We start from the raw sequence: 22,639 nt of genomic DNA on the forward strand, positions 1-22,639 counted from the left end.
TCCGCTCAAAGTAAAAGTGAAAGGGGAGGGACTTGAAGCCTCCCATGTCTATAAATGACTATACTTTTACCAGCTATAACCATACTTTAAACAGTTTTTGATTACCAACCGTAAAATCAGGGTTGCAAGGATCTGCGGCAATCGAACTACCAACTGACATCTTGCACCATTTTCAATAAGCTTTTTATGGCCGGGCAGAATGCCCAACCCCTAATCCCCACAAGAAATTGCACTTGTTGTGGAACAGGCCGGACAGCCTGTTAAGCGAGAATAATCCAAGATGTGATCTACGAAAATTCAGGGTTTCAGATTACGAACTAAAAACAGTCCGGGCTATTGGTATAAAACCCCGCAGTATTTAAACAATATCTATTTAACGAACCACGAAGGCGGGTTCGGCGAAGCCGTTCCCCTAGGGTATAGCACGAAGAAAGATGGAGAAGTAGATAGCTAATGTTAGGGGTTCGCAATTCTGGTAACGCAGATGCGGATGCTCCAAAACGCGCGGGCTAATGCTAAACTTTCCATCGGGCGTGCTGAACAGACGATCGTACATTTGATGAAAAAAATTAAGGTAATGCTGAAAAACCGCTACTTGACTGCTGCGAGTTCGATCGCCCTTCTCACAATTATTGCCGGATGTGCAGCTACTGAATCACCTCAACTTGCATCTCCCTCTCCTGTAGCTGAATCCTCCCCGCCACCAGTTAAACCAAGTCAGCCTCAGCAGCCCTTAATAGTCTCTGCTACCAATCCCGAAACCCCCACAAATACCAAAATCCAGCAATATCTCAACGAGTTGGCCGCCCAAGGTTTTGCCAAAGAAAACCAAGGCGTCTGGATGCAATCGGGCAATACTTTGCTAGCCAATCATCAAGGTACCGTTCCTCTGTCAGCCGCTTCTATTACCAAAGTAGCAACATCTCTCGTAGCGCTGCAACAATTCGGGCCGGAACATCAATTTATTACCTTAATTGGTACAACGGGAAAAATAGAAGACGGCGTATTAAAAGGATCTTTAATTGTTCAGGGAAGCGCCGATCCGTTGTTTGTCTGGGAAGAGGCGATCGCCCTCGGTAACGCCTTAAATCAAAAAGGCATCAAACGAGTCAGTGGCAATTTGATAATTGTCGATAAGTTTTACATGAACTTTGAACTCGATCCCCTAAAATCGGGAGAATTGCTCAAACAAGGATTGAACAGTCAAATCTGGCCCAGCGAGGCCGCCGCCCAGTATCAAACACTGCCTCCCAATACGCCAAAACCCCAAATAGCAATTGAGGGTACTGTACAAGTTTTGTCAGCATCTCCCAACGAGGTGCAGCCTTTAGTCAAACATTATTCTTTGCCCCTGGCTGAACTCATCAAAAAAATGAATCAGTACAGCAACAATCTCATGGCAGATATGCTAGCGGATACTGTCGGTGGCGCTAAAACAGTCGCGCAAAAAGCAGCAGCAGCAACCGGAGTTCCTCCCGCAGAAATTCAACTCGTCAACGGTTCGGGATTGAGCGAAGAAAATCTCATTTCTCCCCGGGCTGCTTGTGCGTTGTTTATCGCTTTAGAACGCTATCTTGAACCTTACAGCATGACAATTGCTGATGTCTTAACTGTAGTTGGGAAAGATGAAGGAATACTATCAGAACGGCCGCTACCCCAATTAGCAGTAGTCAAATCTGGCACGTTGGATAATGTTAGCGCTTTGGGCGGAGCTTTGCCAACTAAAAAACAAGAAACTGTGTGGTTTGTGATTATGAATGGAGGGGCAAATGTCGAGACATTTCGCACTCAGCAAGAGGTTTTGCTGAAAAGCTTTTTGAATGAGTGGGGAAGTGTTCAAGTTTCGCCGCCGGAATTAACGCCAAATCCTGCTAGAAAGAGTAAGGTATCTCGCAGCGAAATTGTCAATTGATTTGAGGCTTACGCATGGGCACCCAGAAACCGGGTTTTTTTACAAAAAGACGGGTTGCCATCCGCAAATTCGGCAAAAAACCCGGTTTCTTTAGTTTGTAGGGTGCGTCATATCGTTTCCGGTTGCATCGGAATGATTTAACCGCAGAGGGCGCAGAGAATGCAGAGGGAGAGAATACAGAGATGAATACAGGACGATGCTACCGGATTTGATATCAGTACAGAAATTGTGAATTGGCAGCTAAAATAATGCAAGCTGATTCACCCTAGGAGTACCAACTAATTTAATTAGGGGTTTTTGCCCTAGCGACTACTATGCCGATCGCACTTTCGACTCTGCTAATATATCTCTGCAAGTCGTAAGCAACTGTCACCTCCCCAGCCGGCGAAGCGTGAATTAAACCCATATTGCCGTCAGCATTGCGGTAGACTAAACCGGTGTGGGTGACATCCAATCCTTTAACATCCGTCGCTACCGCTACAATATCCCCCGGTTTTAACTGAGAATAAACTCTTTTTATCCGATTTGTCGGGATGTAATTAACAGTAGTTTTGGCTAAGTCTGTTTCTTGGCTGACTATGCACTGATAAGTCGCTTCGTCTTTGAGCATTTGCGGGTAACTGCTGCGGTGCTGACTCATGAAATTTAGTGTTTTATTCATGGGCACGCCGCCTAATTCAGCGGTAATATTTTCCACAGTTTGCCGTTTTTGATTGTCGTTAATCCAGTCGGAAAAATAGTGCAATCTGCTGCAATAACCGTTCATTTTACCGTTTAAATACCGCTGTTCTTCTATGCGATTTACAAAATTTTGATAGTTGTAATCTTGTACTGCTACGCCCCTGGCGATCGCCAAAACGGTTTCTACAAATAAAACGCAATCAAATTTATTCAAAGTTACGATCAACTTTTCTTCGCCGGATTTGTCCAGCAACCCAGCGGCGTAGGGCTTCCCTAGGAAGTTATCGGCGATCGCCTGGACGATTTCTCCCATCGAGCGATCGTGCAAATTTTGTTGTTTTGCATACTGTACAACCTGTTCAAAACGTGCTATGTCTTCAGGCTGTGCAACGGTTTCTCTCTCGGTATTATTGGAGTCCGATCGTCTCGCCAGCACTTTCAGCAATTCGGAATAGGAAATTTCCGCTAAATTGTTGAAGTCCCACAACATACTCGGAAAACTGGAAACAGTTTGCTTGTTTGTTATCTCCAGATTTTCGCTTTCTCCCGTCAAGGAAAACGCTAGATCCGCGCCCTGTGCTGCTGTTTGTCGCTCAACAACATATCCGGTAGCAGATTGAGACTGAAATGCCCAAACATCAGGTATCAAAGAATTATTCACGCCGACGATCCCAAATCCCAAAACAGCCAGACTCCAAAAATTTCTCATGTTTTTCAAAGGATTTTGCTTCAACTCAGTGCTATCCTGAAAATTTTACAATTACTAGAAGTCTCAATCAGCCTAGTAGACCGATAAAATTGGCAACAGCGGACTAGATCGATACACTTGTCATTTAGATGCCGCCCTATTATAAACTGATCATGCGAGTTTGATAGCACAAAACTGTAATGCAAGTAGAACGCCGACGCCGCCCACGCCCAATTCAACCTCGACGCCCAATCGATCCGCGAGGCCCAATCGGGCCGCGACGCCAAAGCAGCCAGCCTCCTGTCCAATCCCGTCGTCGAGTCAGGACGAAATTTTCTGGCTTAAAATACCGTAACATCCTGTGCTTAATTGCCGGGGCGATCGCGATCGGTTGGATTGTCACAATACCGTTCAGAATTCGCCGTGCCCCAGAACCGCCAGTCATCTTGGCTCAACAGGCCATCTCGCCTCAAGAAACACTCTCGCCTCCGACAATTGAACCATCGGAAAATTTAGCCGATCGTCAAAGCGAGCCTACCTTTAGCTACAACATCAAAACACCTCCCAATCCAGTTTACTCTCAAGAATTGCAAGGGATTGTTGATGAAGCTGTGAAGATTGCAACCAGCAAAGGACTGCCTGCTGAACGGCTATCAATTAGCTTATTTGATGTCAGCAATTCCACAGCTCACACCTTTGCCGGATATCAAAATCAAACTCTCCGATTTCCCGCTAGCGTTGCCAAGTTATTTTGGATGGCAGCCTTTTACTCAGCCATAGAAAAAGGCATCATTACGCAAAGAGAATCTGCATTTAAAAACGACCTCGAACAGATGATTCGCGTCTCCAACAACGATGCAGCCAGCAGGCTTTTAGATAAAATCACAGATACAAAATCCGGCGGACGGCTCGCAGGAGAAGAGTTGCAAAGCTGGCTGAAAAAGCGCACTCAAATTAACACATTTTTCCAGTCTGCCGGCTACAATGATCTTCGTATAAGCACCAAAAATTATCCCATATACTATTTAAGACAAGAAGGGCCAATCGGTCGCGACTTGCAATTGCGGGGCGATCCTTCCCAGCCGATTCGCAATCAAGTAACTACCGACCAAGCTGCCAGATTAATATATGAAATCTATACTAGGCAAGCGGTTTCCAGCGTCGCCAGCCGCAAAATGGCTTACTTGCTGACGAGAGACTTAGACCCCAAGGCATGGAAAAATGATCCTAGCAACTCGATACAAGGATTTCTCGGCGAGTCTTTACCAACTAATATTTATTTTGGTTCCAAAGTTGGCTATACCTCTAGTTCCCGCAGCGAAGCGGCATTTGTCAGAACTTTAGACGATCGCGCGATTTATATCTTAGTTGTTTTCGCAGACGATCCTGCTTATTCCAAGGACGAAACAACATTTCCGGCAATTTCCCGATACGTTTTCGATCGGCTAAATGCTCGTGGCCCCAGCACTTTGCAGTGATATGGAGTAGGGCCTGTTGAGTGTTGACTGTTGAGTGTTGACTGTTAGTCGAAAAACTGAATGATGGTTTATCTCAAATCCGGTAGCATCGGAATTATTCATCTCTCTGTTCTCTTCCTCTGTATTCTCGGCGTCAACAGCGGTTTAATCATTGCAATGCAACCGGATTTGATATGAGTGTTGAATGTTAACTCGATTTTATAGCAACCGCCAAGACGGTTAGGACGTTGTTAATGGGTGAAACGATTGATTTTATTCCTTCTTCCTTCTTCCTTCTGCTATACAATTCCGGCGCAGTCAGAAGTGATATTACGCACAAACAACGGTTTCTGCGAAAAATGGGCAATGGCCACCAAAAAAACCAATTTCTTGACCACAAATCTAGGATTTTAGGTAAAACCCGCAGGAATAAACCCGGTTTCTGATATCCTATGATATTATTTCCGCTCGATTACCCCTAATACGGTAGGGGCGGGTTCACGAAAAATATCTGCCAACAATTGACAATCTCAAAAACCCGCCCTTTTAATCGCTCGTCGCCCTTGGTCAGAATAGAAACAATGAGTTCAACAATTGATTGACCGGACACAATTTAACTGGGGCGAAAGGATTCGAACCTCTGAATGGCGGGACCAAAACCCGCTGCCTTACCACTTGGCGACGCCCCAACGTCTTAACCTTCACTATCTTAGCATTCAAACACCGCAATCTGTCAAGCATTTTGACAAGAAAATTTTAAAAATCTTTTTGAGACCGATCGCCCGCAGGTTTATTCTTTGATCGCACGGGGGCGAGCTACCGGGATTTCAATCCTGAAATCTGCTCCCTGTCCTGGTTTCGAGATACAGTTCAAGCTTCCTCCGTGTTTTTCCACCACTATCTGGTAGCTGATAGACAAGCCGAGCCCCGTACCCTTGCCTACAGGTTTAGTGGTAAAGAAAGGGTCAAACAAGTGGCATTTAGCTTTTTCGGGCAATCCGGGCCCGCTGTCTTGAATCCGAATCACCACAACTTGACCCCTCGACTTTCCTGACTCATCAGCCTCCGAGTCTGGGTTCACCACCGCCGTCGAGATTTTGATCGTCTTGGGTGGAGGCTGATTTTCCAAAGAGTCGATCGCATTCGCCAAAATATTCATAAATACTTGGTTGAGCTGTCCGGGATAGCACTCTACCTTCGGCAAGTCGCCGTAGTCTTTAATTACCTCAATTCCCGGCACTAGCCCGTTTGACTTCAAGCGACTCTGCAAAATCAGCAGCGTGCTGTCAATCCCTTCGTGAATGTCCACCGGCTTCATCTCTGCTTCGTCGTGCCGCGCGAAGTTCCGCAGAGACAGGACAATTTGGCGGATGCGTTCAGTTCCCATCTCTATTGAAGACAGAATTTTCAGCAAATCCGGCACTATGAACTCAACATCGATTTCTTCGTTTTTGTCGAGAATTTCGGGGCAAGGCTCGGGGTAGTGCTTTTGATACAAGTGCAGCAAATCCAGCAGATTTTTCATGTACTGCTTGCAATAAGTCAAGTTGCCGTAAATAAAATTAACCGGATTGTTAATTTCATGGGCGACGCCGGCGACCATTTGACCGAGAGAGGACATTTTTTCGTTTTGGATGAGCTGAGCTTCTTTCTGCTGCAACTGCTGCAAAGTTTCCGTCAGTTGGCGGGCTTGAGTTTGGGCGGCTAAGGCGGCAGCGCGGGTTTGGGCGTAGAGTTCGGCTTGGTCGATCGCGATCGCCAGTTGATCCACCACCGCTTGCAGCAATTCCACTTCGCTCGTCGCCCAGGAACGGTGGCTGCTGTAATGGTTGCAAACTACAGCACCCATTTGACCGGAGCGAGTCTTGAGCGGCAGCAGCAGGTTAGAAACAATCCCGATACTTCTCAAAAAAGCTCGCGTGGCCGGTTCGATGCACAGTGCTGTGGCAGCGTCGCCGATCCGGAGGGTTTGGCGGTGGCTAATTTTCTCGGCCAGCAGCGTTACTTGTTCGATCGGGTATTCTGTGAGCCGCTCTTTGAGTTCGGGATTTGCCGCCTCGTGGGTAATTGCAAAGCTGGGCTGACCGTCTCGCGAGATGGAGTACCACAAAAAGTAGCACTGGTCAACCTGCAACAAGCTGCGAATTTCGTTCACAGCCGTATCTAAAATTTTGTCGAGGTCTAGGGAATTCCGCATCTGGCTGGCGAGGCCGAAGAGCAGGCCTTCCCGGCGGCTCAACAATTCTTCTCGGGCTGCGTGGCGATCGATCGCCACGGCGATGGCGTTAGCAATGCAACCCAGAACTTCTAGCGCTCCCTCGCTTGCCAAAGCGCTACTGCACAGAGCCATCACTCCCACCAGCCGCTCTTCGACAATCAACGGATAGGTAATGGTACACAGAGACGGATTCGACATTAGACACACAGGAGCCGTTTGGAGTTTTCCCGCTTCTGTTGGCACCCAATCTTCTATTTCTTTTGCCCAATCTTGGCTCCTAAGTCCTGAATTGGCCTGCAATTCTAACCGCTCTGTCTGCTGGTTGAAAGTCCAGATGCTCGCCCCTGTGGCGTCGAGGTACTCTACCATTGCCTCGGTGCAGCGATTGAGGATGACCGATATTTTCCCGCCTTGTCCGAGGGCTGCACCGACTTTAGCTTGCAGGGTTCCCAAGCGAGCTCGCTCTTGTAGGGACGCTGCCGTCAGTTGGCGATCGGATGTGTCGCCCGGGCCGGCAACGATTTCTCGGATTTGTTGGGTATCGTCCGCGCGCCCGATGCCCGCTGAAGCTTCCCACACATATTGAGATGTGCCTGTTTCCCCCAGCGTCGGGAGGTTTTTTGTGCCGTATATTGTCCTGCTACTCTGTGGCGTAGGTACCGCAGACAAGCTCGATCGGTTCGAGCCAGAAACTAACTCCGAGATTTGCGGGCTGTCCGAGGTGATATCTTCTACCTCTGGCAACTGTTTCTGGGCTTTGACTAATTGCCAGCGCAGCTCCACCAAACTCGCAACTTGCCGACTTAAAGCTTGCATAGCTTCTATAGTTTCTTTTGTCAAGTCTCGCGGCACCGAGTCCATGACGGATAGCACTCCCAGCACCTGCCCCTCAGAGCTGACAACTGGGATTCCGGCGTAAAATTTCACGAAGGGGTAGAAAACGATCAGCGGATGATCGCCAAATCTCATATCTGTGGAAGCGTCTCGAACAATGGCGGCAGGCAGTTCTTTAAAAGAATTTATAGGAAGTTCGATCGCAAATTCGGAAGCAACTGGCGGTTGTTGCAGGGAAATTGCCCGGTCAAATTCCGACTTTGAGTTTGAACTCTGGGCGAAATCTTCGGGAGTTGGGTCTAGGGCGCGAGCGCAAAAATTCAGGTAACGTTGGGTCAAAGTTCGATCGATACCTAACTGCGACTTCAACCAGTGGCGATTACCGTCAATCAAGCTCAAGAAAGCAATAGGAGTTCGGCCCATCTGAGCTGCCAAACCGACCAAACTGTCCAAGCAAGCCTCTGGATCAGAGCCAAGAAGCTGATACAAATCAATGTTATGGAGCTTGAACACTTTTTTACCAAGAGGCAAGGGTGCTTTCATCATGTGTAACTGCCCGTCTAGTTGCTGGCAACCGCCCTTCTCAATACTTCCCTTGAAAAACAAGCTATGAATTCTGTGCTGGGAGACTCGGGGCGCAAGTTCGGCGCAGGTTGCTTGCGCCGAATTCAGACTAACCTCTTGACTGATCTGAAAACTTTTGAGTTATCGGAGTTAGAGCACCCCATATCTAAGACTATATAAATTATACTTCCAGTTGACTATGCTTTTTAATACCTCGGACTCTCTAAATCTAAGAGCCTCTGTTGGGAGGAAGCAGCTTTCCAAAATATATGACTATTGCTTACCTAGAATTTTTTTATCAGTTTAATTGTATTTTAACAGACTTCTCTAATCGTGGGTAGCTGGCTTGCTGGTAGATTTAAATCAGGGGTTTGTGCCACAATACCAGTGTCCTTTACCGAGCTGTGCCTTAGCCGGGAGTTCAACTACAGTGAGGAGATGAATTACAAAAAATTGGTAAGATGTTAAACTTTGTAACAATAGTTGTTCAAACTCGACCTTTTAGGGTTTTTGGCCCCGGATGCACATTTTGCAACTGTTGTAATTGCCGATCGACCACTCTCCCAATCCCTTTTTTCGAGTTTGAGGTAAAAAAACAGGGGTAAAGTTTCAACTAACGCTCCAACGGAGTTGACAATTATTGGGTAGAGGCAACTCTCAAAAAATAACTGAACGAAGTATGTTTTGTATTTTCAAGAACTATAAATAAACAGGGAGAAGAATATGTCTGCAAGTAGCAGTCAAGTACCAACTATTTTGGCAGTTGATGATAGCGTCGTGATGCAAGGACTTGTTAAACAGGCCTTAAGCAAAGAGTTTCGAGTTCTCGTAACCGACAATGCAGTGGATGCTTTGTCAACGATTTATCACGAACAAATTTCGGTTTTGTTGCTGGATGTTTCGATGCCTGGTATTGACGGATTGGAACTCTGCCGCACGGTGCGGAGCTTGCCTCAGTTTCAGAATTTGCCGATCGTAATGCTGACAGCGCGAGATGGAGCCTTTGATAAGGTACAGGGGCGTTTGGCGGGAGCAACAGAGTATTTAACTAAGCCGTTTGATGCTGATAAGTTGCGCGAGGTAATTGGTAAGTTTATCAAAATCAAATAATCGGACTTAGGACAAAAATCAGTTTTGAGTAATTAATGAAGTAAAAAGTTGCGATCGCGCTCTCTGATCCTCGACTTCTTTAACAAGTCGAGGGGCGGGGCATTCTGCACTATTTGCGAGGTAAGTCCTAAATTTTTAATTTTGCCAGGAGTAGGGGAGCGATCGCACTGACAGGTAGAACATATTGGGCGGCACCGAGGGCGATCGCCTCCTTGGGCATTCCGAAGACAATGCAGCTAGCCTCGTCTTGGGCGATTGTCAACCCCCCTTGTCTAGCGATCTCCAACATTCCGTCAGCACCATCTCTACCCATTCCTGTCAGCAAAACCCCCGCTGCTGCCCGACTATAAAAATTAGCTACCGACTTAAATGTCACCGTTACAGAAGGGCAGTGTCCCGCAGCATGAGCAGCTTCTGAATAAATAAATCGCCCTTGAGAATCCAATTCTAAATGACGTTTTTCTGGAGGAAAATACACAGTCCCTGCTTGTGGCAATTCCCCAAAAGCAGCTATCTTAACAGGCAGTTTCGATTCATAACCCAGCCAATCAACTAATCCTTGCAAAAAACCTTCACTGATGTGTTGGACACAAATTATAGGCACGGGAAAACTAGCTGGAAGTTTAGAAATAATCGCGTACAGTGCTTGCGGCCCGCCTGTAGAAGCCCCTATCGCCAATATTTTAATAGTTGGAGATTTAACATTTTCGTTAGAAAATTTGTAATTAGGAACTGGTGCTTGGTTGAGTTTTACAATTTGATTTTTATCTTCAGTAGGTATCTTTTTTGGATGCCGTGTAAATACTTTAACTCCTGAGAGGATTTTAACCTTAGCTATTAATTGATTAGCTAGGCGATCGTAATCAGATACCAACCCACCCATCGGTTTCGGAAAAACATCCAATGCACCAGCCTTTAACACTTGAAATACATTCTGAGTATCATTCGCTTGCACTGAAGCACTAATTACTAAAATTGGTAGCGGATATTTCTTCATTACTTCTTCGGTAAATTCTAACCCGTTCATTGGTGCCATGTTCAAATCCGTACAGATTACTTGGGGCTGAAGTTTGGGAATTAATTCTAGTCCTTCTAATCCGTTGCAAGCGGTTCCTACAACTTGGATGTCTGGCGAGGACTCAAAAATTCGTTTGAGAACGATGGTAACTACTGGAGAATCTTCAACTAACAATAGTTTAATGGGCAACAACATCAGTTTGCTCGGAAATGGGGAATGGGGAATGGGAAATGATAAATTCGGCATCCATGCACGGGGAATTTTTCACTAGACACAGGGCATTGGGCCTTGCTAATTGGTAGTAAATAACAAATAGCTAATAACAAATAGCTAACAACAAATAGCTAATGACTAAACTAACCTTTTTAGTGTCTCTACCAACACATCTTGATTGAAAGTACCTTTAGGAATATAAGCATTGGCACCCGCATCAGCACCTCTTTTTTTATCTTCATCCGATGCCAAAGATGTCACTAAAATTATCGGCAACTCACTGTATTCTTTTTGCTCGCGAATCTTAATAGTCAGGGCCAAACCGTCTAAATTTGGCATTTGTATGTCAGAAATCACAGCATCAAAATCGCGAGTTTTCAATTTATGGAAAGCATCCAATCCGTCTACCGCAGTCACAACTTCGTAACCTGCAGCTTCCAGTATGCGCTTTTCTTGAGTGCGCGTGGCGATCGAATCTTCTGCTAATAGTATAACTTGTTTTCGGCTGGCAGTCTCAAGTTGCGATCGCGCACTCCCAACCCCACGAGACGAAACTTGCTGGCGTACAGATTTTATCAAATCGTGGGGATTGAGTACCATACAAACTTCCCCAGTAGCGAGAATTGTGGCACCCGAAACATTTCGCACCCGTTTCAGCAATTGACTTTGAGGTTTCATCACCACATCCTGTTCGTCTATCAAAGCATCTACAAATAATCCCAATCTTTCCTCCCCAACTTTTAAAACAATACAAGGCATTTTTGAAGAACTTGAATTTCGGAAGTAGTTTTTATTCTCCTTCAGATTTTCTCTCCCGGTTTCCTGTCTCAAATACCGATTTTTTTGCCACAGTTTTTTATTATTTAATTCTAGTAAATCTGTCAGATGAGCAACTGACAAAGGCTGACCCTTTGAAAGTATAGTTTCCTTACCTTCTATAGCAAATATCTCAGACTGAGACACCTGTTGTGCCGTGTCTACAAACTCGACTGGCAGAGCATAAGGAATGTCTTCAACTATGACAATTAATACATTTGCTGTAGCTAAAGACGTGCTGATTTGCAGCCTCAAAGTGCATCCTTTTCCCGGTAAAGACTCTACTTTAATACTACCTTTAAGGGCTTCAACATTAGTGCGAACTACATCTAAACCCACCCCGCGCCCCGATACTTCGGTAACAAATTTTTTGGTCGAAAAACCCGGAGTAAAAATTAAAGATTGTACTTGAGTATCGGTCATTTCTGCCAGTTGTTCAAGCGTACAAAGATTACGTTTTACAGCCGTTTGTTTAATGCTCTCTAGATTTAGTCCCCGACCATCATCAGCAACTTCAATAATAATATTGCTAGCCATATTATAGCCTTTAATTCGGAGAGTAGCCACGGGAGGTTTACCTAGTTTTTCCCGCTCCTCAACAGTTTCAATACCGTGGTCGATCGCATTTCTAATCATGTGCATTAAAGGGTCTTTCATTTCTTCTAAAATGCGTTTGTCTGCTGTAGTTTCGCCTCCTTCAATCACTAATGCAACTTCTTTACCTTCCCGTTTTGCTAAATCTCGAACAGTTCGAGGAAATAAATTAAAAATAGTAGACAAAGGCAACAGTCTCAGAGTGCGAATTCCTGATTCTAATGCCTCAGCGATTAATTCGAGTCTGGCAGTATCTTCATAAACTCGATTTCTCAAGCAGTTGACTAAAGTTCCGAGACGTTCTAAACGTTCTTCTGTACGTTGATAGTAATCCTGCAATTGGCTAAATTTACCGTTGGCTTTAATACCGTTTTCATCTATTTGCATCCGATCAAGAGTCAAGCTCGTTACAAAATATTCTCGGCTCCACTCTTCCCACAAAGTTGTAATTTGTTCGAGCTCTGCAACTCGGTGTCCTAGTCGAGTTTTTGTGACAGTAAGTTCCCCTGCTTGAGTCATTAAATCGTCTAAATTTTGAGTAGCAACGCGAATGGTTTCAATGCGATAAGATGAGGTTGATGATGCAGTAACTGCCGAAGGCGGCGCCGACGCAGGGGCGGGTTCAGAAGGTGCAGGCAAGTTTTGAGCTTGCAGTGGAAATTCTGGCTGGGATTGTAGGGGTAAAAAAGAGGAATTTTTCTCTAAGGTAAGGGCTTCAGAAGTTTCAACATTTGTTTCTAGTTCTGGGGTAGGAGGCTCAGGAAATTGCGGTTCTACCAACGGTTGTTCTGGTACTTGTGAAGATGATGGCTCTACTATTGAGGTGGCAGCCTGTGGCTGTGGCTGATTAGAAGCACCCATCATGCTAGCAAGGATGTAAAAAGTATTAACGCCGGAATCTTGGCCGGTAACTGCTTCGTTAACGAGTTGGCGGATGGCGTCTAAACCTTGCGAAAGTCGATCGCTAATATCGGAATTGAGTTGAGTTTCTCCCCGCTTGACAGAACCCAAAATATGCTCCATTTGATGAGCTAAAGATGCTACATTTTTTACGCCTAGCATCCCAGCATCACCTTTAAGAGAATGGGTTTCGCGCAACAATTGTTCTAACTTAGCTAAGTCGCTTGGATGTTGTTCTAAGTACAGCAATCCGTCGTCTAGTTTTTGTAAGTGTTCTTGACTAGCAACTTTAAATACATCTCGAAGTTCTTGATCTTCAATCATCATATATGTTTTTTAGTAATAAGTAATTGAGCATTGCTCATGGGTAATGGGTAATGATAATTATGTTGAATACTCAGTCGATTGCTAAGGACTAATGACTAATGACTAATGACTAATGACTACACTACTTCTTTAAGATTAAATGCAGCTTCTGTCAGTTGTTGAGTACCGATTTTAACTTGAGTAATGCCGCTTACTGTTTGAGACGCTGATTCCTTCATAGAACTCATCGCATCACCTACTTGCTGAATCGCGATCGCCTGCTGTTTAATATTAAAAGAAATTTGCTGGTTGCTAGCAAACACCAGATTGCAAGCTTCCCTCACACCCGTAAAAGCTTCTGCCGTATCTTGTGCTGTTTTCACCCCTTCTGCAACCGTTTTGCGACTATCTTCAGTTGCTTTCACCGTTGAGTCGATCGCGCCCTTAATTTCTGGAATAATACCATTAATCTTTTGTGCTGCTTGTTGGCTTTCATCTGCTAACTTACGAATTTCGCTTGCTACCACCGCAAAACCTTTACCGTACTCACCGGCTCTGACTGCTTCAACAGCAGCGTTGAGAGCCAGCATATTAGTTTGGCTGGCTAAATCGCTAACCAAACTTGCGAGAGTCGATATATTGCCAATCTGACTCGTGCTGTCGTCTAGTCGATGATTTTGCTTAGAAATTGCCACCACAGCTTCTCTAAGATTCAGCATTTGATTGAGAGTTTGATCTACCTTTGTAGTACCTTCTTCTGCTAGATTTAAAGCTTGGCGAGCAGCAACGGCAACAGACTCAGCTTGCTCGGCTGTTTGCTGAGAAGAGCGGCCCAAATTTTCGAGAGTTATAGTTGTTTGGTTAACCGAAACAAATTGCCTATCTGCTATTTGTTCTTGCCTGTTCATATTAGATTCTATTTGCATTGAAAATGACGAGATTTGGTAAATCAGCCCCCGAATGAGAGCAACAATTTGTTGCAGAAAAAACCATCCAAATCCCAGCACCACAGCCAGGGAAACAATAGCTATTGTCGCTGCTATTTTTTGAAGAGAATCGATGGAATAAAATAACAATTTTTTGGGTGAAGTATCCACAATTACTAAAAAATTATTGGTATTTTGTTTGCTGGGGAAAACTGTATTATAGCTAATCACTAGCTCCCGATTTTCAATATTTCCCTGACCACCTGAGAGTATTTTAGCAACAAGGTCTCCTGAATAATCATTTTTGACATTTTCCTTAGTTTTGAGTTCAAGTCCCCAGGCTTTTTTAGGATTGGGATGAGCCAGATAATACCCATCTTGGTTTAAGATAAAAGATTTGTCTGATAGTTCAGGATTGAACTTTTTAACCATATCGAGCAGAGTGTTACCCAGAGCATTAGTAATGATAAAGCCTTGTCTTTCTCCTTTAGGATCAAAAATTGGAGTTGCGTAGCGAATTGTTGGCTTGTAAGGAATTTCTATTTTCCCCATTTCCTGATTCAGATTTAAGGAAGACACATAGACTTCTCCTTGTTTTAGCTTCATAGTTGCCGAAAAGTAATCTGTGTCTGCTTTATTTTGTAGTTGAGAATCTGGAATAACTTGGAGATTTGTGCCGTCAGAATCTACGCGCACGATCTCCTTACCGCTGTTATCTATGTAACGCAATTGCAGATAATATGGCTTAGCTTCCATCATGGATAAGAATGTGAGCTGCATTCGATAAACCCAATCTTTATAAGTTGAATTAGTTTGTTTGTCTACTCCATTTCCTGCCCTGGCTCTAATCATTCCCTGAACAGGGGGAGTTTTGCGGAGAAATAAAATATCTGCTCTCAGATTTTCAAACTTGTTAATCATTTGATTGGCGGTAGAATTAACACTGTCACTAAGGGTTATCAATGCTAACTTTTGCAGTGCTTCTGTTGAAGAATAAATTCCATACCAACCAACAATAGATACTGGAATCAAGGTACTTAAAATTAGGAGTAGCAACAGTCGGTGCTGCATTTTTTGGAAAAATTTGTTAATCATTGGTTACTGGGAATCGGTTACTGGTAACTTGTACGCTCGCATAGTCTAAGTATAGGGAATTGGAAAACTGTAGGATCTGGTAGCCGAAGTATTGGGAATTGGGAAGTGGTAGTAAAGAAAAAATAACAACCCCCTAATAATAACTCACAACTCACTACACTGCTGATTTGATATTAGGTTTTTATTTGCATTTGCCCATAAACAAGTTATTACTCCGGTTAATATGGCTGGAATGGTAGGGAAATCGATCGCCCAAGTAATTGCTTTAATTCTTAAGGATATATTTTGCCTTTTTGGGGAACTACTCATAATTCATCGTTCTCCTACAAAACTGCCTTCAAATCTAAGGCTGCTTCATTCAATTTTTGAGTGCCGACTTTAGTTTGACTGATACCGCAAGCGGTTTGGGCTGCCGCTTGATTGAGGGAGTTCATAGCTTGCACTACCTGTTCGATCGCGATCGATTGCTGTTTGGCATTCAGCGAAATTTGCTGAGAGCTCAAAACCACATTGTTAATGGCATTGGCAACTCCTGCAAATGCCGCAGCGGTTTCTGAGGCAATATTCACGCCCGATTCCACTGTTTTAGTTCCTTCGTCTGTCACCATTACTGTTGAGTTAATTGCCTTTTGAATATCAGCAACTAAGAGATTAATTTGTGTTCCTGACTTTTTACTGCGATCGGCAAGTTTGCGAATTTCTGACGCCACCACGCCAAACCCCTTGCCATGTTCTCCCGCCCGCACGGCTTCCACAGCAGCATTGAGTGCTAACATATTAGTTTGATTTGCCAAATCGCTAACTACAGTTGAGATATTACCAATGTGATCTGTTTGTTCGCTCAACTCTATAATTTGTCCTTGGATATCCTGAACTTTAGTTTTTAGAGTGGCCATTGCTTCTAAAGTTTGTTCTACAGCTTTTGTGCCACCTCCAGCTAAATTCAAAGCTTGCATTGCTTGAACCACGGCTGTTTCTATCTGCTGTGATGTCGCCCTGGAAGATGCTCCCAATTCGTCCATTGTAGTAGTAGTTTCATTTACTGAAGCTGCTTGCTGACTTGCCATCCGTTCCTGTTCTTCCACGGTGGCTGCAATCTCAGTGGAAGAAGCGGCGATCGAGCTAATTGCGCGATCGATAGTTTGGGCAATTCCTGACGAAATCAGCCAAGCTATAACCGCACCTAACACCAATAAAAACACGGAACCAAATACCAATGCCGATATCAAAAAAACTAAAGATTGCTTCGTTTTTTCTGTAGCTTGCTTAATCGCTTTTACTTCTACTTCGCGAAATTGCTTATTTAATTCCACAAATTCATCCACAAATTGTGTGTGTTTTCCGGTGTTAAAGAGAGCCAAGGCAGCAGTTCTATTATTTTTTTGTAATAAAGCAACTATTTCATTAGTACCCTCATAATATTCGTTGCAGAGTTGTAGCATCTTCTCTAAACGAATTTTCTGTTCAGGATTTTCCATCCTCAACTCCGCACTATTGCCCGACTGGCGAGCTAATTCTGCACCTGTTTGAAAATCATTTAAAAACTGCGGATTTTTATTAATTAAATACCCGCGCATCCCCCGTACCATTTGTTCAGCACCTGCTGACATATCACTTGTGTGTCTGATCACATTTTCGATCCTTTCTACTTCTGCAAAATTATTCAAAACCTGATTAGTAGTTGTATAAACTAGGACGGGAAAACCCAAGTATATAGTTGCTGGTGCTACATATGCCAGCAGCATCCTATTTCTAATATTTAATTTTATTAACTTAGAAAACATATTTTTCTCCTTAATTTAAGCACGTGAATATACGAATTAGATTGCTTCGTCAAATCTGGCTTGAAAAGCAGATTTGGTATAACTGAATACGCTTTGGTTAAAACTATTTATTCCTCAGAGATTCCTTGCAGCATCCCCCGCATCGTTGCGAGGACTTTGAGTAAGTTCTTGTCCACCCCCTACTCCCCCTTTGTAGGGGCGGTGCGACCCCTACTCCCCGTGCCCGCCCTTGGCGCCGGGGTGATCGAGCTTAACCCAAGCGTATTTTGGTATAACTAACTTCTTTAGTGCTGGACGCATTTCAAGATAATTCTCTCATGCTAAGTCCCGCTCGTTACCAGTCCTAATCTCTGCATTGGATCGGGATTGCGAAGGAAATGAAGTATCCAGCTAGATGCTTCACTGCACTCATGACAGATATACTTTGCGTAAGTCCTGTTCTGGATTCAAACCTCTTCATCAACAACTACTCCTCCTTTTGTCAGCAGTTTTTGCAAGTTCAGAATAGCCATCATTTTTTCCCCGTAAATAGCTGTCCCCCGTAGATATTCGCGGTTGGCAGAATGCAGGGCTGCCGGAACAGCCGCAATTTCCGACACATTTAAGTATATAATATCTAATATTTCGTCAACAACTATACCAGCGACCAAATCTGTCACTTCAACAACGATCGCCTTAGAGAGATAATTTGCAGTCTCCGACATATTTAAAGACATATTTAAAACACTGCGAATATCAATTAAAGTCACAATTTCTCCCCGTAAATTTATATTTCCCACTATGCGATCTGGAGTGCAAGGAACCGGAGTTACTTGGCTAATGTCAGTAAATTCGCGCACTAGATCTAAATGAATACCAAAGTATTCGCCATTCAAAACAAACACCGCCAGGGACATATTAATTGCAGCATCATTTTCCCCCTCGCCTCGCCGCCTCAAATGATTAGCGCGCGATTGAAAAATTGCTTTTTCTTCCGGGGTAGCCTGCGGGCAAAAAACGTGACGGTTGCTCAAATTTTTAGGATTTTTTCCTAACATTTTTGCACTTATTAGCCCGTGAAAATTTTCCGTCTCTGCCTCACCTGCTGCTGCTTCACTACCTGCATGGCTTGGAGAAACAGGCCAGCTTTCCTCTGACTTTTCGGGAGAATATCGAATTAATTGATCGAGATTCAGCAGCATGATAATATCGGCTTCGCTGCGGGCTAGTCCAGCTACAAAATAATGAGAGGCTTCTGAATTCTCTCGCCCATAAGATAGCTGCGGAGTGATGGCCTCTTCTGAGAGTTGCTTAACTTCGCGAACTTGATTGACAATTATACCGATTTTCGATTCTTGCCACTCTATGACGATCGTACTATCTGTCACAGCATAATCCTGCCAAACGTATCCAAAACGAAGATTCAGATCCATCACGGGCAGAATTTCGCCCCGAAGGTCGATCGCCCCAACAATATCTTGAGGTGCTTCTGCAATTGCTGTCAACTCCGGCAGAAAGAAAATTTCCCGAACGTAGCAGGCTTCTATACCGCAGAGAAAACCGTTCTGTTCAAAGATAAGATACGGTTTAGTTTCCATATTTTAGTGTACAGTTTCTTTACTGTATAATTTTAACAATTTTTTTTTAACATTCATCAGCACTTGACTAGCTGTCATTTTACCCTGGGAATCTATGGAAGTGTTTGGCGGTAGTGCTTTCAGGATTTCACAAGATGAATTGTACATTTTAAGAGCTCTTTTTACTTGACCTTCTTTATGGTATATATTCCCTAGTTCTATATAAGCTGAAACAAAAGATGGACACATATAAATAGTCCTCTTTAATAAATTTTTTGCTGTTTCTAATTGCCCCTGTTCTTCAGCAATTTGAGCTTGTAAATAATCAGTATATACTGATCCAGGCTCTACTTTTCTCGCTCTATTGCAGTAATCTATTGCCTGAGAATAATTGCCGGCATTTGCCTGAACTTGAGCGATTAAAAAATAAGCATCAAAATTAGGGCCCTGCAACTCTATTGCCTCTTGTGCCTTGTTGATTGCCTCAGCATAATCTTGATTTTTAAATAACTTTTTAGCCTCTAAAATTAGCATTTGATGCGTTTGATTTTGAGTATTTTCTGCTATTGTTTTTTCTGTAACTGACACGGCATTGTTCGGCAAGCCGTCCTCCAGATAGCGATAGGGCAGCATATTCCCCAGCGGATTACTTATTTTTAATACCGGAGGCATCTCTATCTCTGAAAAATTGCTGTTAGTAGTAAAACTAGGTGGCATAGTTTCCCCTGTTAGCAACTCACCACTATCATCGTCCATAATATCTGCTTTCGGGAATTCCCGAAATGCCGAGTTGGCTTCTCCTACAGTCGCAACCCTAGACTCTATTTGACAGCCTTCCTCCGGTACTGCATTCCGACGCTGATACACCACCGACTCAGGGAAAATCTTGGCTTCAAACTCGTTCATAATTTGACCGTAAACTTCAGCATGACCGGTCATTAAATATCCTCCAGGTTTCAGGGTATTGGAAAATTTTTTCAGTACCAGTGAAATATACTTATGTTCAAAATACACAAAAACGTTTCTGCATAAAATTAAGTCTATGTTATAAAGATTTTGGTAAATATTAGGAAAGTCATCTGTGATTAAATTTACACAACTAAAGTTGACACTTTCGCGCAATTCTAGATTAATTTCCCAATCATTTTGCCTCTGATGAAAATACTGCTTTTGTATCTGCGGGTCAACCAAGCGAAACGACCAATGACTGTAAACTCCCTGGGGCGCTTTTTTGATTACTTTTTCATTGATATCTGTACCTAAAATTAATATTTTCCATTGCTCCCAATCGGGAATCAATTCTTTTAAAACAATAGCTAAAGAATAAGGTTCTTCACCGGTGGAGCAGCCCGCACTCCATATTCGCAGTGTCGGCTGCATTCCCAAGGTCTTGTGCAAGTTTCTTTTCTGCTCTATCAATTCAGGAAAAATTACTCTTTTCAACAGAGCGAACTGTCCTTTATCTCGCATAAAATAACTTTCAGTTGTTGTTAATAGCAATACTAATTTCGCCCATTCATTTTTACTTTCAAAAGTTTTGGCGGTTAAAAGTTTATAATACTTTTCTGGGTCTGCAATTTTTTTTTCTCTCATCCTACTCATGATTTTATGAGACAAACCAGCTCTATCTTGAGACCTAATTCGCACACCCATCTCAGTAGTAATTAAGTTGATAAATAGCTGAATTATGGAATCATTCATGTCCACTGAGGTAGATTAATTTAATAATTTGGGTAGTGGCAACTTTTACTGAGCTGCTGCTGAGTTTGGGCTGAGCATAGCTGCTAGCCTGCGGCTCGTCGGTTCGCAAAGCCGCAGGGAGCCGAAGGGAAGTGCGTAGCTGAACTATTGGGAATTGGGTAACTTGTAAGCTCGTGTAGTAGAAGTATTGATAATTGGAAATTGGGGAATTTGGAATTAGAAATCTGGAATTTAGCCGATCGCCTGAACAAGAACAGTGTCACACCATATCATATCAGAAACTTGCCAGATACTTAAAGGAAAAAGGCAAAAGGTCAAAGACAGAACCCAGGAAAAAATTATCCCTTCTGCCTTCCACCTTCTGCCTTCAAAGGCACTAATCTCCCACTTTAAGCTGGATATATCCGCAGGCGGCGATTAGGTTCTTCCCCAAAACTGTGGGATTTCAGGTGATAGTGTTCCACAAGTTCGTGCTGCATTTTGCGGACGTTGGGAGAACGGGGCAGGAGTTCCACCGGCTGTCCCTTGGGAATGACAATTTGCTCGACTGCTAAGCGCGTTTCTTCGAGAGCTTCGAGCTCGTCAGAAGAACCGCTGCGGGCAAATAAGGCGAGGTCTGCCACTTCCGGGGTACCTGGGTCATCCATGTCCAACAGGCGCCGCAAAGCTCTCGCTACGTGGGGAATAGTGGCGGCCTTAATTGTGTGCAGGGGAACTTGGCGAGTTTTGGCCAAGTGCCTCAATTTCGACTGGTTCCGAACGTTCGATCGCAAAGCCAAAACCACGTCAGCACTCTCAATATCCTTCGTCAGCAGCACCGGCAGGTTCAGCGTCGAAATCACCTGTTCGAGCTGGTGACGAGGTATGCCGTAAGGATAAACGTGGAGGGGCAAATCTTCGCCGTTAGGGCCGACATTCTGGGAAAAACGTCCGGGCTTAGGTACCGGCTCGACGGACAGGGATTCTTCGAGCAGTTGCTCGAAATACCGAGTCTCAGAAACCGGCGCGCTTTTAGGAGCCAAGTTCTCGCCTGGAGCGGGCATCGGCACCATTTTGCCAGCACTCCGCCAGCCAGAGAGCGGTGTGACGGGCCGGATTGCTGATACCGCAGCCGTGCTGCTGGAAGCGGCCATCCCCGGAAACCGCGCGGGGGGAGCGGCTGACTCGCGCTCGATAATTACTTCTCCTGTCTCGCTGACGCTTCTGATTTGCTGGCTCGGTTCGCGTCCCCGCAGCAGAGTGTCGATCGAATCTGCAACTCGCTCGTGGATTACCCAGCGCTGGCGTTCCAGCATTTCGATGGCAATTTCAAAAGTTGGCGGTGCTTTGCGCTCCAAAACCGTCTTTTGAGAACCGCGCCGTCTAGCTTCGTCATCTCCCAGCGTCACCGCTTGGATGCCCCCAATTAAATCTGCCAGAGTCGGGTTTTTCATCAAGTTTTCGATCCGGTTCCCGTGGGCGGTACCTACCAACTGCACGCCCCTTTCGGCGATCGTCCGAGCCGCCAAAGCTTCGAGCTCCGTGCCGATTTCGTCAATCACGATCACTTGCGGCATATGGTTTTCCACTGCTTCGATCATGACTTGGTGCTGGAGTTCGGGGCGGGAAACTTGCATTCTGCGAGCTCTGCCGATCGCTGGGTGGGGAATATCTCCATCTCCGGCAATTTCGTTGGAGGTGTCGATGATTACCACCCGTTTTTCCAAGTCATCGGCGAGCACGCGGGCAATTTCCCGCAGGGCCGTGGTTTTTCCGACTCCGGGGCGGCCGAGCATCAAAATTGACTGACCGGTTTCCACCAAATCGCGGATAATGCCGATCGTCCCGAACACAGCGCGGCCCACCCTCAAAGTCAAGCCGATAATCTCGCCGCTGCGGTTGCGTAGGGCGCTAATTCGGTGCAGGGTTTGCTCGATACCGGCTCGGTTGTCGCCGCCGAAGTGGCCGACTCGCTCGATGCAATAGTTGAGGTGTGCCTTGGTAATCGGCGTTTGGGAAAGAGGTTCGGCCAAGGATGGAAAACGAGCTTCAGGTTGGCGGCCCAAATCCATGACAATCTCAATGAGATTGTTGCGCTGCGGGTGCTGCTCTAAGGGCTGCCGGATCTCATCTGGCACGATGTCTAATAATTTGTTGAGGTCGTCTGTAATCTGCATTCGCCTCGATGTGTTCGGTGACTTTTTCAACTTTTTAGTCAGTTGTCAGTTGTCAGTTGTCAGTTGCCAGTTTTTATGTGTCAGTTGCCAGTTGTTGTTGGAATTAACTA

At 44.6% G+C, this 22,639-nt stretch carries 12 protein-coding genes and 1 tRNA gene; 3 read left to right on the forward strand and 10 right to left on the reverse strand.

Going from position 1 to position 22,639, the window contains the following annotated elements; translation table 11 throughout:
* Nucleotides 1–577 precede the first annotated feature (577 nt).
* On the forward strand, nt 578–1,912 hold the full coding sequence (locus tag QUB26_RS07950) for a D-alanyl-D-alanine carboxypeptidase (RefSeq protein WP_333236853.1): 1,335 nt from the start codon (nt 578–580) through the stop codon (nt 1,910–1,912).
* 283 nt (nt 1,913–2,195) lie between these two features.
* On the opposite strand, the gene QUB26_RS07955 is transcribed toward QUB26_RS07950, so the two are convergent.
* Entirely contained in the window at nt 2,196–3,302 is a 1,107-nt protein-coding gene (locus QUB26_RS07955) for an N-acetylmuramoyl-L-alanine amidase-like domain-containing protein (RefSeq protein WP_333236793.1), read from the reverse strand.
* A 179-nt stretch (nt 3,303–3,481) separates the two neighbouring features.
* Between QUB26_RS07955 and QUB26_RS07960 the strand changes: the two genes are divergently transcribed.
* Nucleotides 3,482–4,759 (forward strand): serine hydrolase, encoded by a 1,278-nt coding sequence (locus tag QUB26_RS07960; protein ID WP_333236791.1) that lies wholly within the window; start codon nt 3,482–3,484, stop codon nt 4,757–4,759.
* Nucleotides 4,760–5,355: 596 nt separating this feature from the next.
* Here the strand turns inward: QUB26_RS07960 and QUB26_RS07965 are convergent.
* Together QUB26_RS07965 and QUB26_RS07970 are read right to left on the reverse strand one after the other, a co-directional pair.
* Nucleotides 5,356–5,427: transfer RNA gene (locus QUB26_RS07965), tRNA-Gln, on the reverse strand.
* Between the two features lie 101 nt (nt 5,428–5,528).
* Complete coding sequence (locus QUB26_RS07970; protein WP_333236789.1) at nt 5,529–8,336, reverse strand: GAF domain-containing protein; 2,808 nt, start codon at nt 8,334–8,336, stop codon at nt 5,529–5,531.
* Between the two features lie 741 nt (nt 8,337–9,077).
* On the opposite strand from QUB26_RS07970, the gene QUB26_RS07975 reads away from it, so the two are divergent.
* Nucleotides 9,078–9,464 carry a response regulator gene (locus QUB26_RS07975; RefSeq protein WP_015175702.1) on the forward strand — a complete coding sequence of 129 codons (387 nt, stop codon included), beginning with the start codon at nt 9,078–9,080 and terminating at the stop codon, nt 9,462–9,464.
* Between the two features lie 127 nt (nt 9,465–9,591).
* Here the strand turns inward: QUB26_RS07975 and cheB are convergent, their stop codons facing one another.
* The 7 genes from cheB to QUB26_RS08010 all read right to left on the reverse strand — a co-directional run bounded on the left by cheB (nt 9,592) and on the right by QUB26_RS08010 (nt 22,529).
* Complete coding sequence (gene cheB, locus QUB26_RS07980; protein WP_333236851.1) at nt 9,592–10,677, reverse strand: chemotaxis-specific protein-glutamate methyltransferase CheB; 1,086 nt, start codon at nt 10,675–10,677, stop codon at nt 9,592–9,594.
* A gap of 156 nt (nt 10,678–10,833) precedes the next feature.
* Entirely contained in the window at nt 10,834–13,329 is a 2,496-nt protein-coding gene (locus QUB26_RS07985) for a hybrid sensor histidine kinase/response regulator (protein ID WP_333317487.1), read from the reverse strand.
* 119 nt (nt 13,330–13,448) lie between these two features.
* Nucleotides 13,449–15,332 (reverse strand): methyl-accepting chemotaxis protein, encoded by a 1,884-nt coding sequence (locus QUB26_RS07990; protein ID WP_333236787.1) that lies wholly within the window; start codon nt 15,330–15,332, stop codon nt 13,449–13,451.
* 323 nt (nt 15,333–15,655) lie between these two features.
* Complete coding sequence (locus tag QUB26_RS07995; RefSeq protein WP_333236785.1) at nt 15,656–17,116, reverse strand: methyl-accepting chemotaxis protein; 1,461 nt, start codon at nt 17,114–17,116, stop codon at nt 15,656–15,658.
* 446 nt (nt 17,117–17,562) lie between these two features.
* Nucleotides 17,563–18,693 carry a chemotaxis protein CheW gene (locus QUB26_RS08000; protein WP_333317406.1) on the reverse strand — a complete coding sequence of 377 codons (1,131 nt, stop codon included), beginning with the start codon at nt 18,691–18,693 and terminating at the stop codon, nt 17,563–17,565.
* A 3-nt stretch (nt 18,694–18,696) separates the two neighbouring features.
* Nucleotides 18,697–20,373 carry a CheR family methyltransferase gene (locus tag QUB26_RS08005; RefSeq protein WP_333236781.1) on the reverse strand — a complete coding sequence of 559 codons (1,677 nt, stop codon included), beginning with the start codon at nt 20,371–20,373 and terminating at the stop codon, nt 18,697–18,699.
* 389 nt (nt 20,374–20,762) lie between these two features.
* The gene (locus QUB26_RS08010) at nt 20,763–22,529 is read right to left on the reverse strand and encodes a R3H domain-containing nucleic acid-binding protein (RefSeq protein WP_333056412.1); all 1,767 of its coding nucleotides are present in this window, start codon (nt 22,527–22,529) and stop codon (nt 20,763–20,765) included.
* Between the last annotated feature and the right edge of the window lie 110 nt (nt 22,530–22,639).

The organism is Microcoleus sp. B4-C1 (assembly GCF_036705285.1).
Classification (GTDB): Bacteria; Cyanobacteriota; Cyanobacteriia; order Cyanobacteriales; family Microcoleaceae; genus Microcoleus.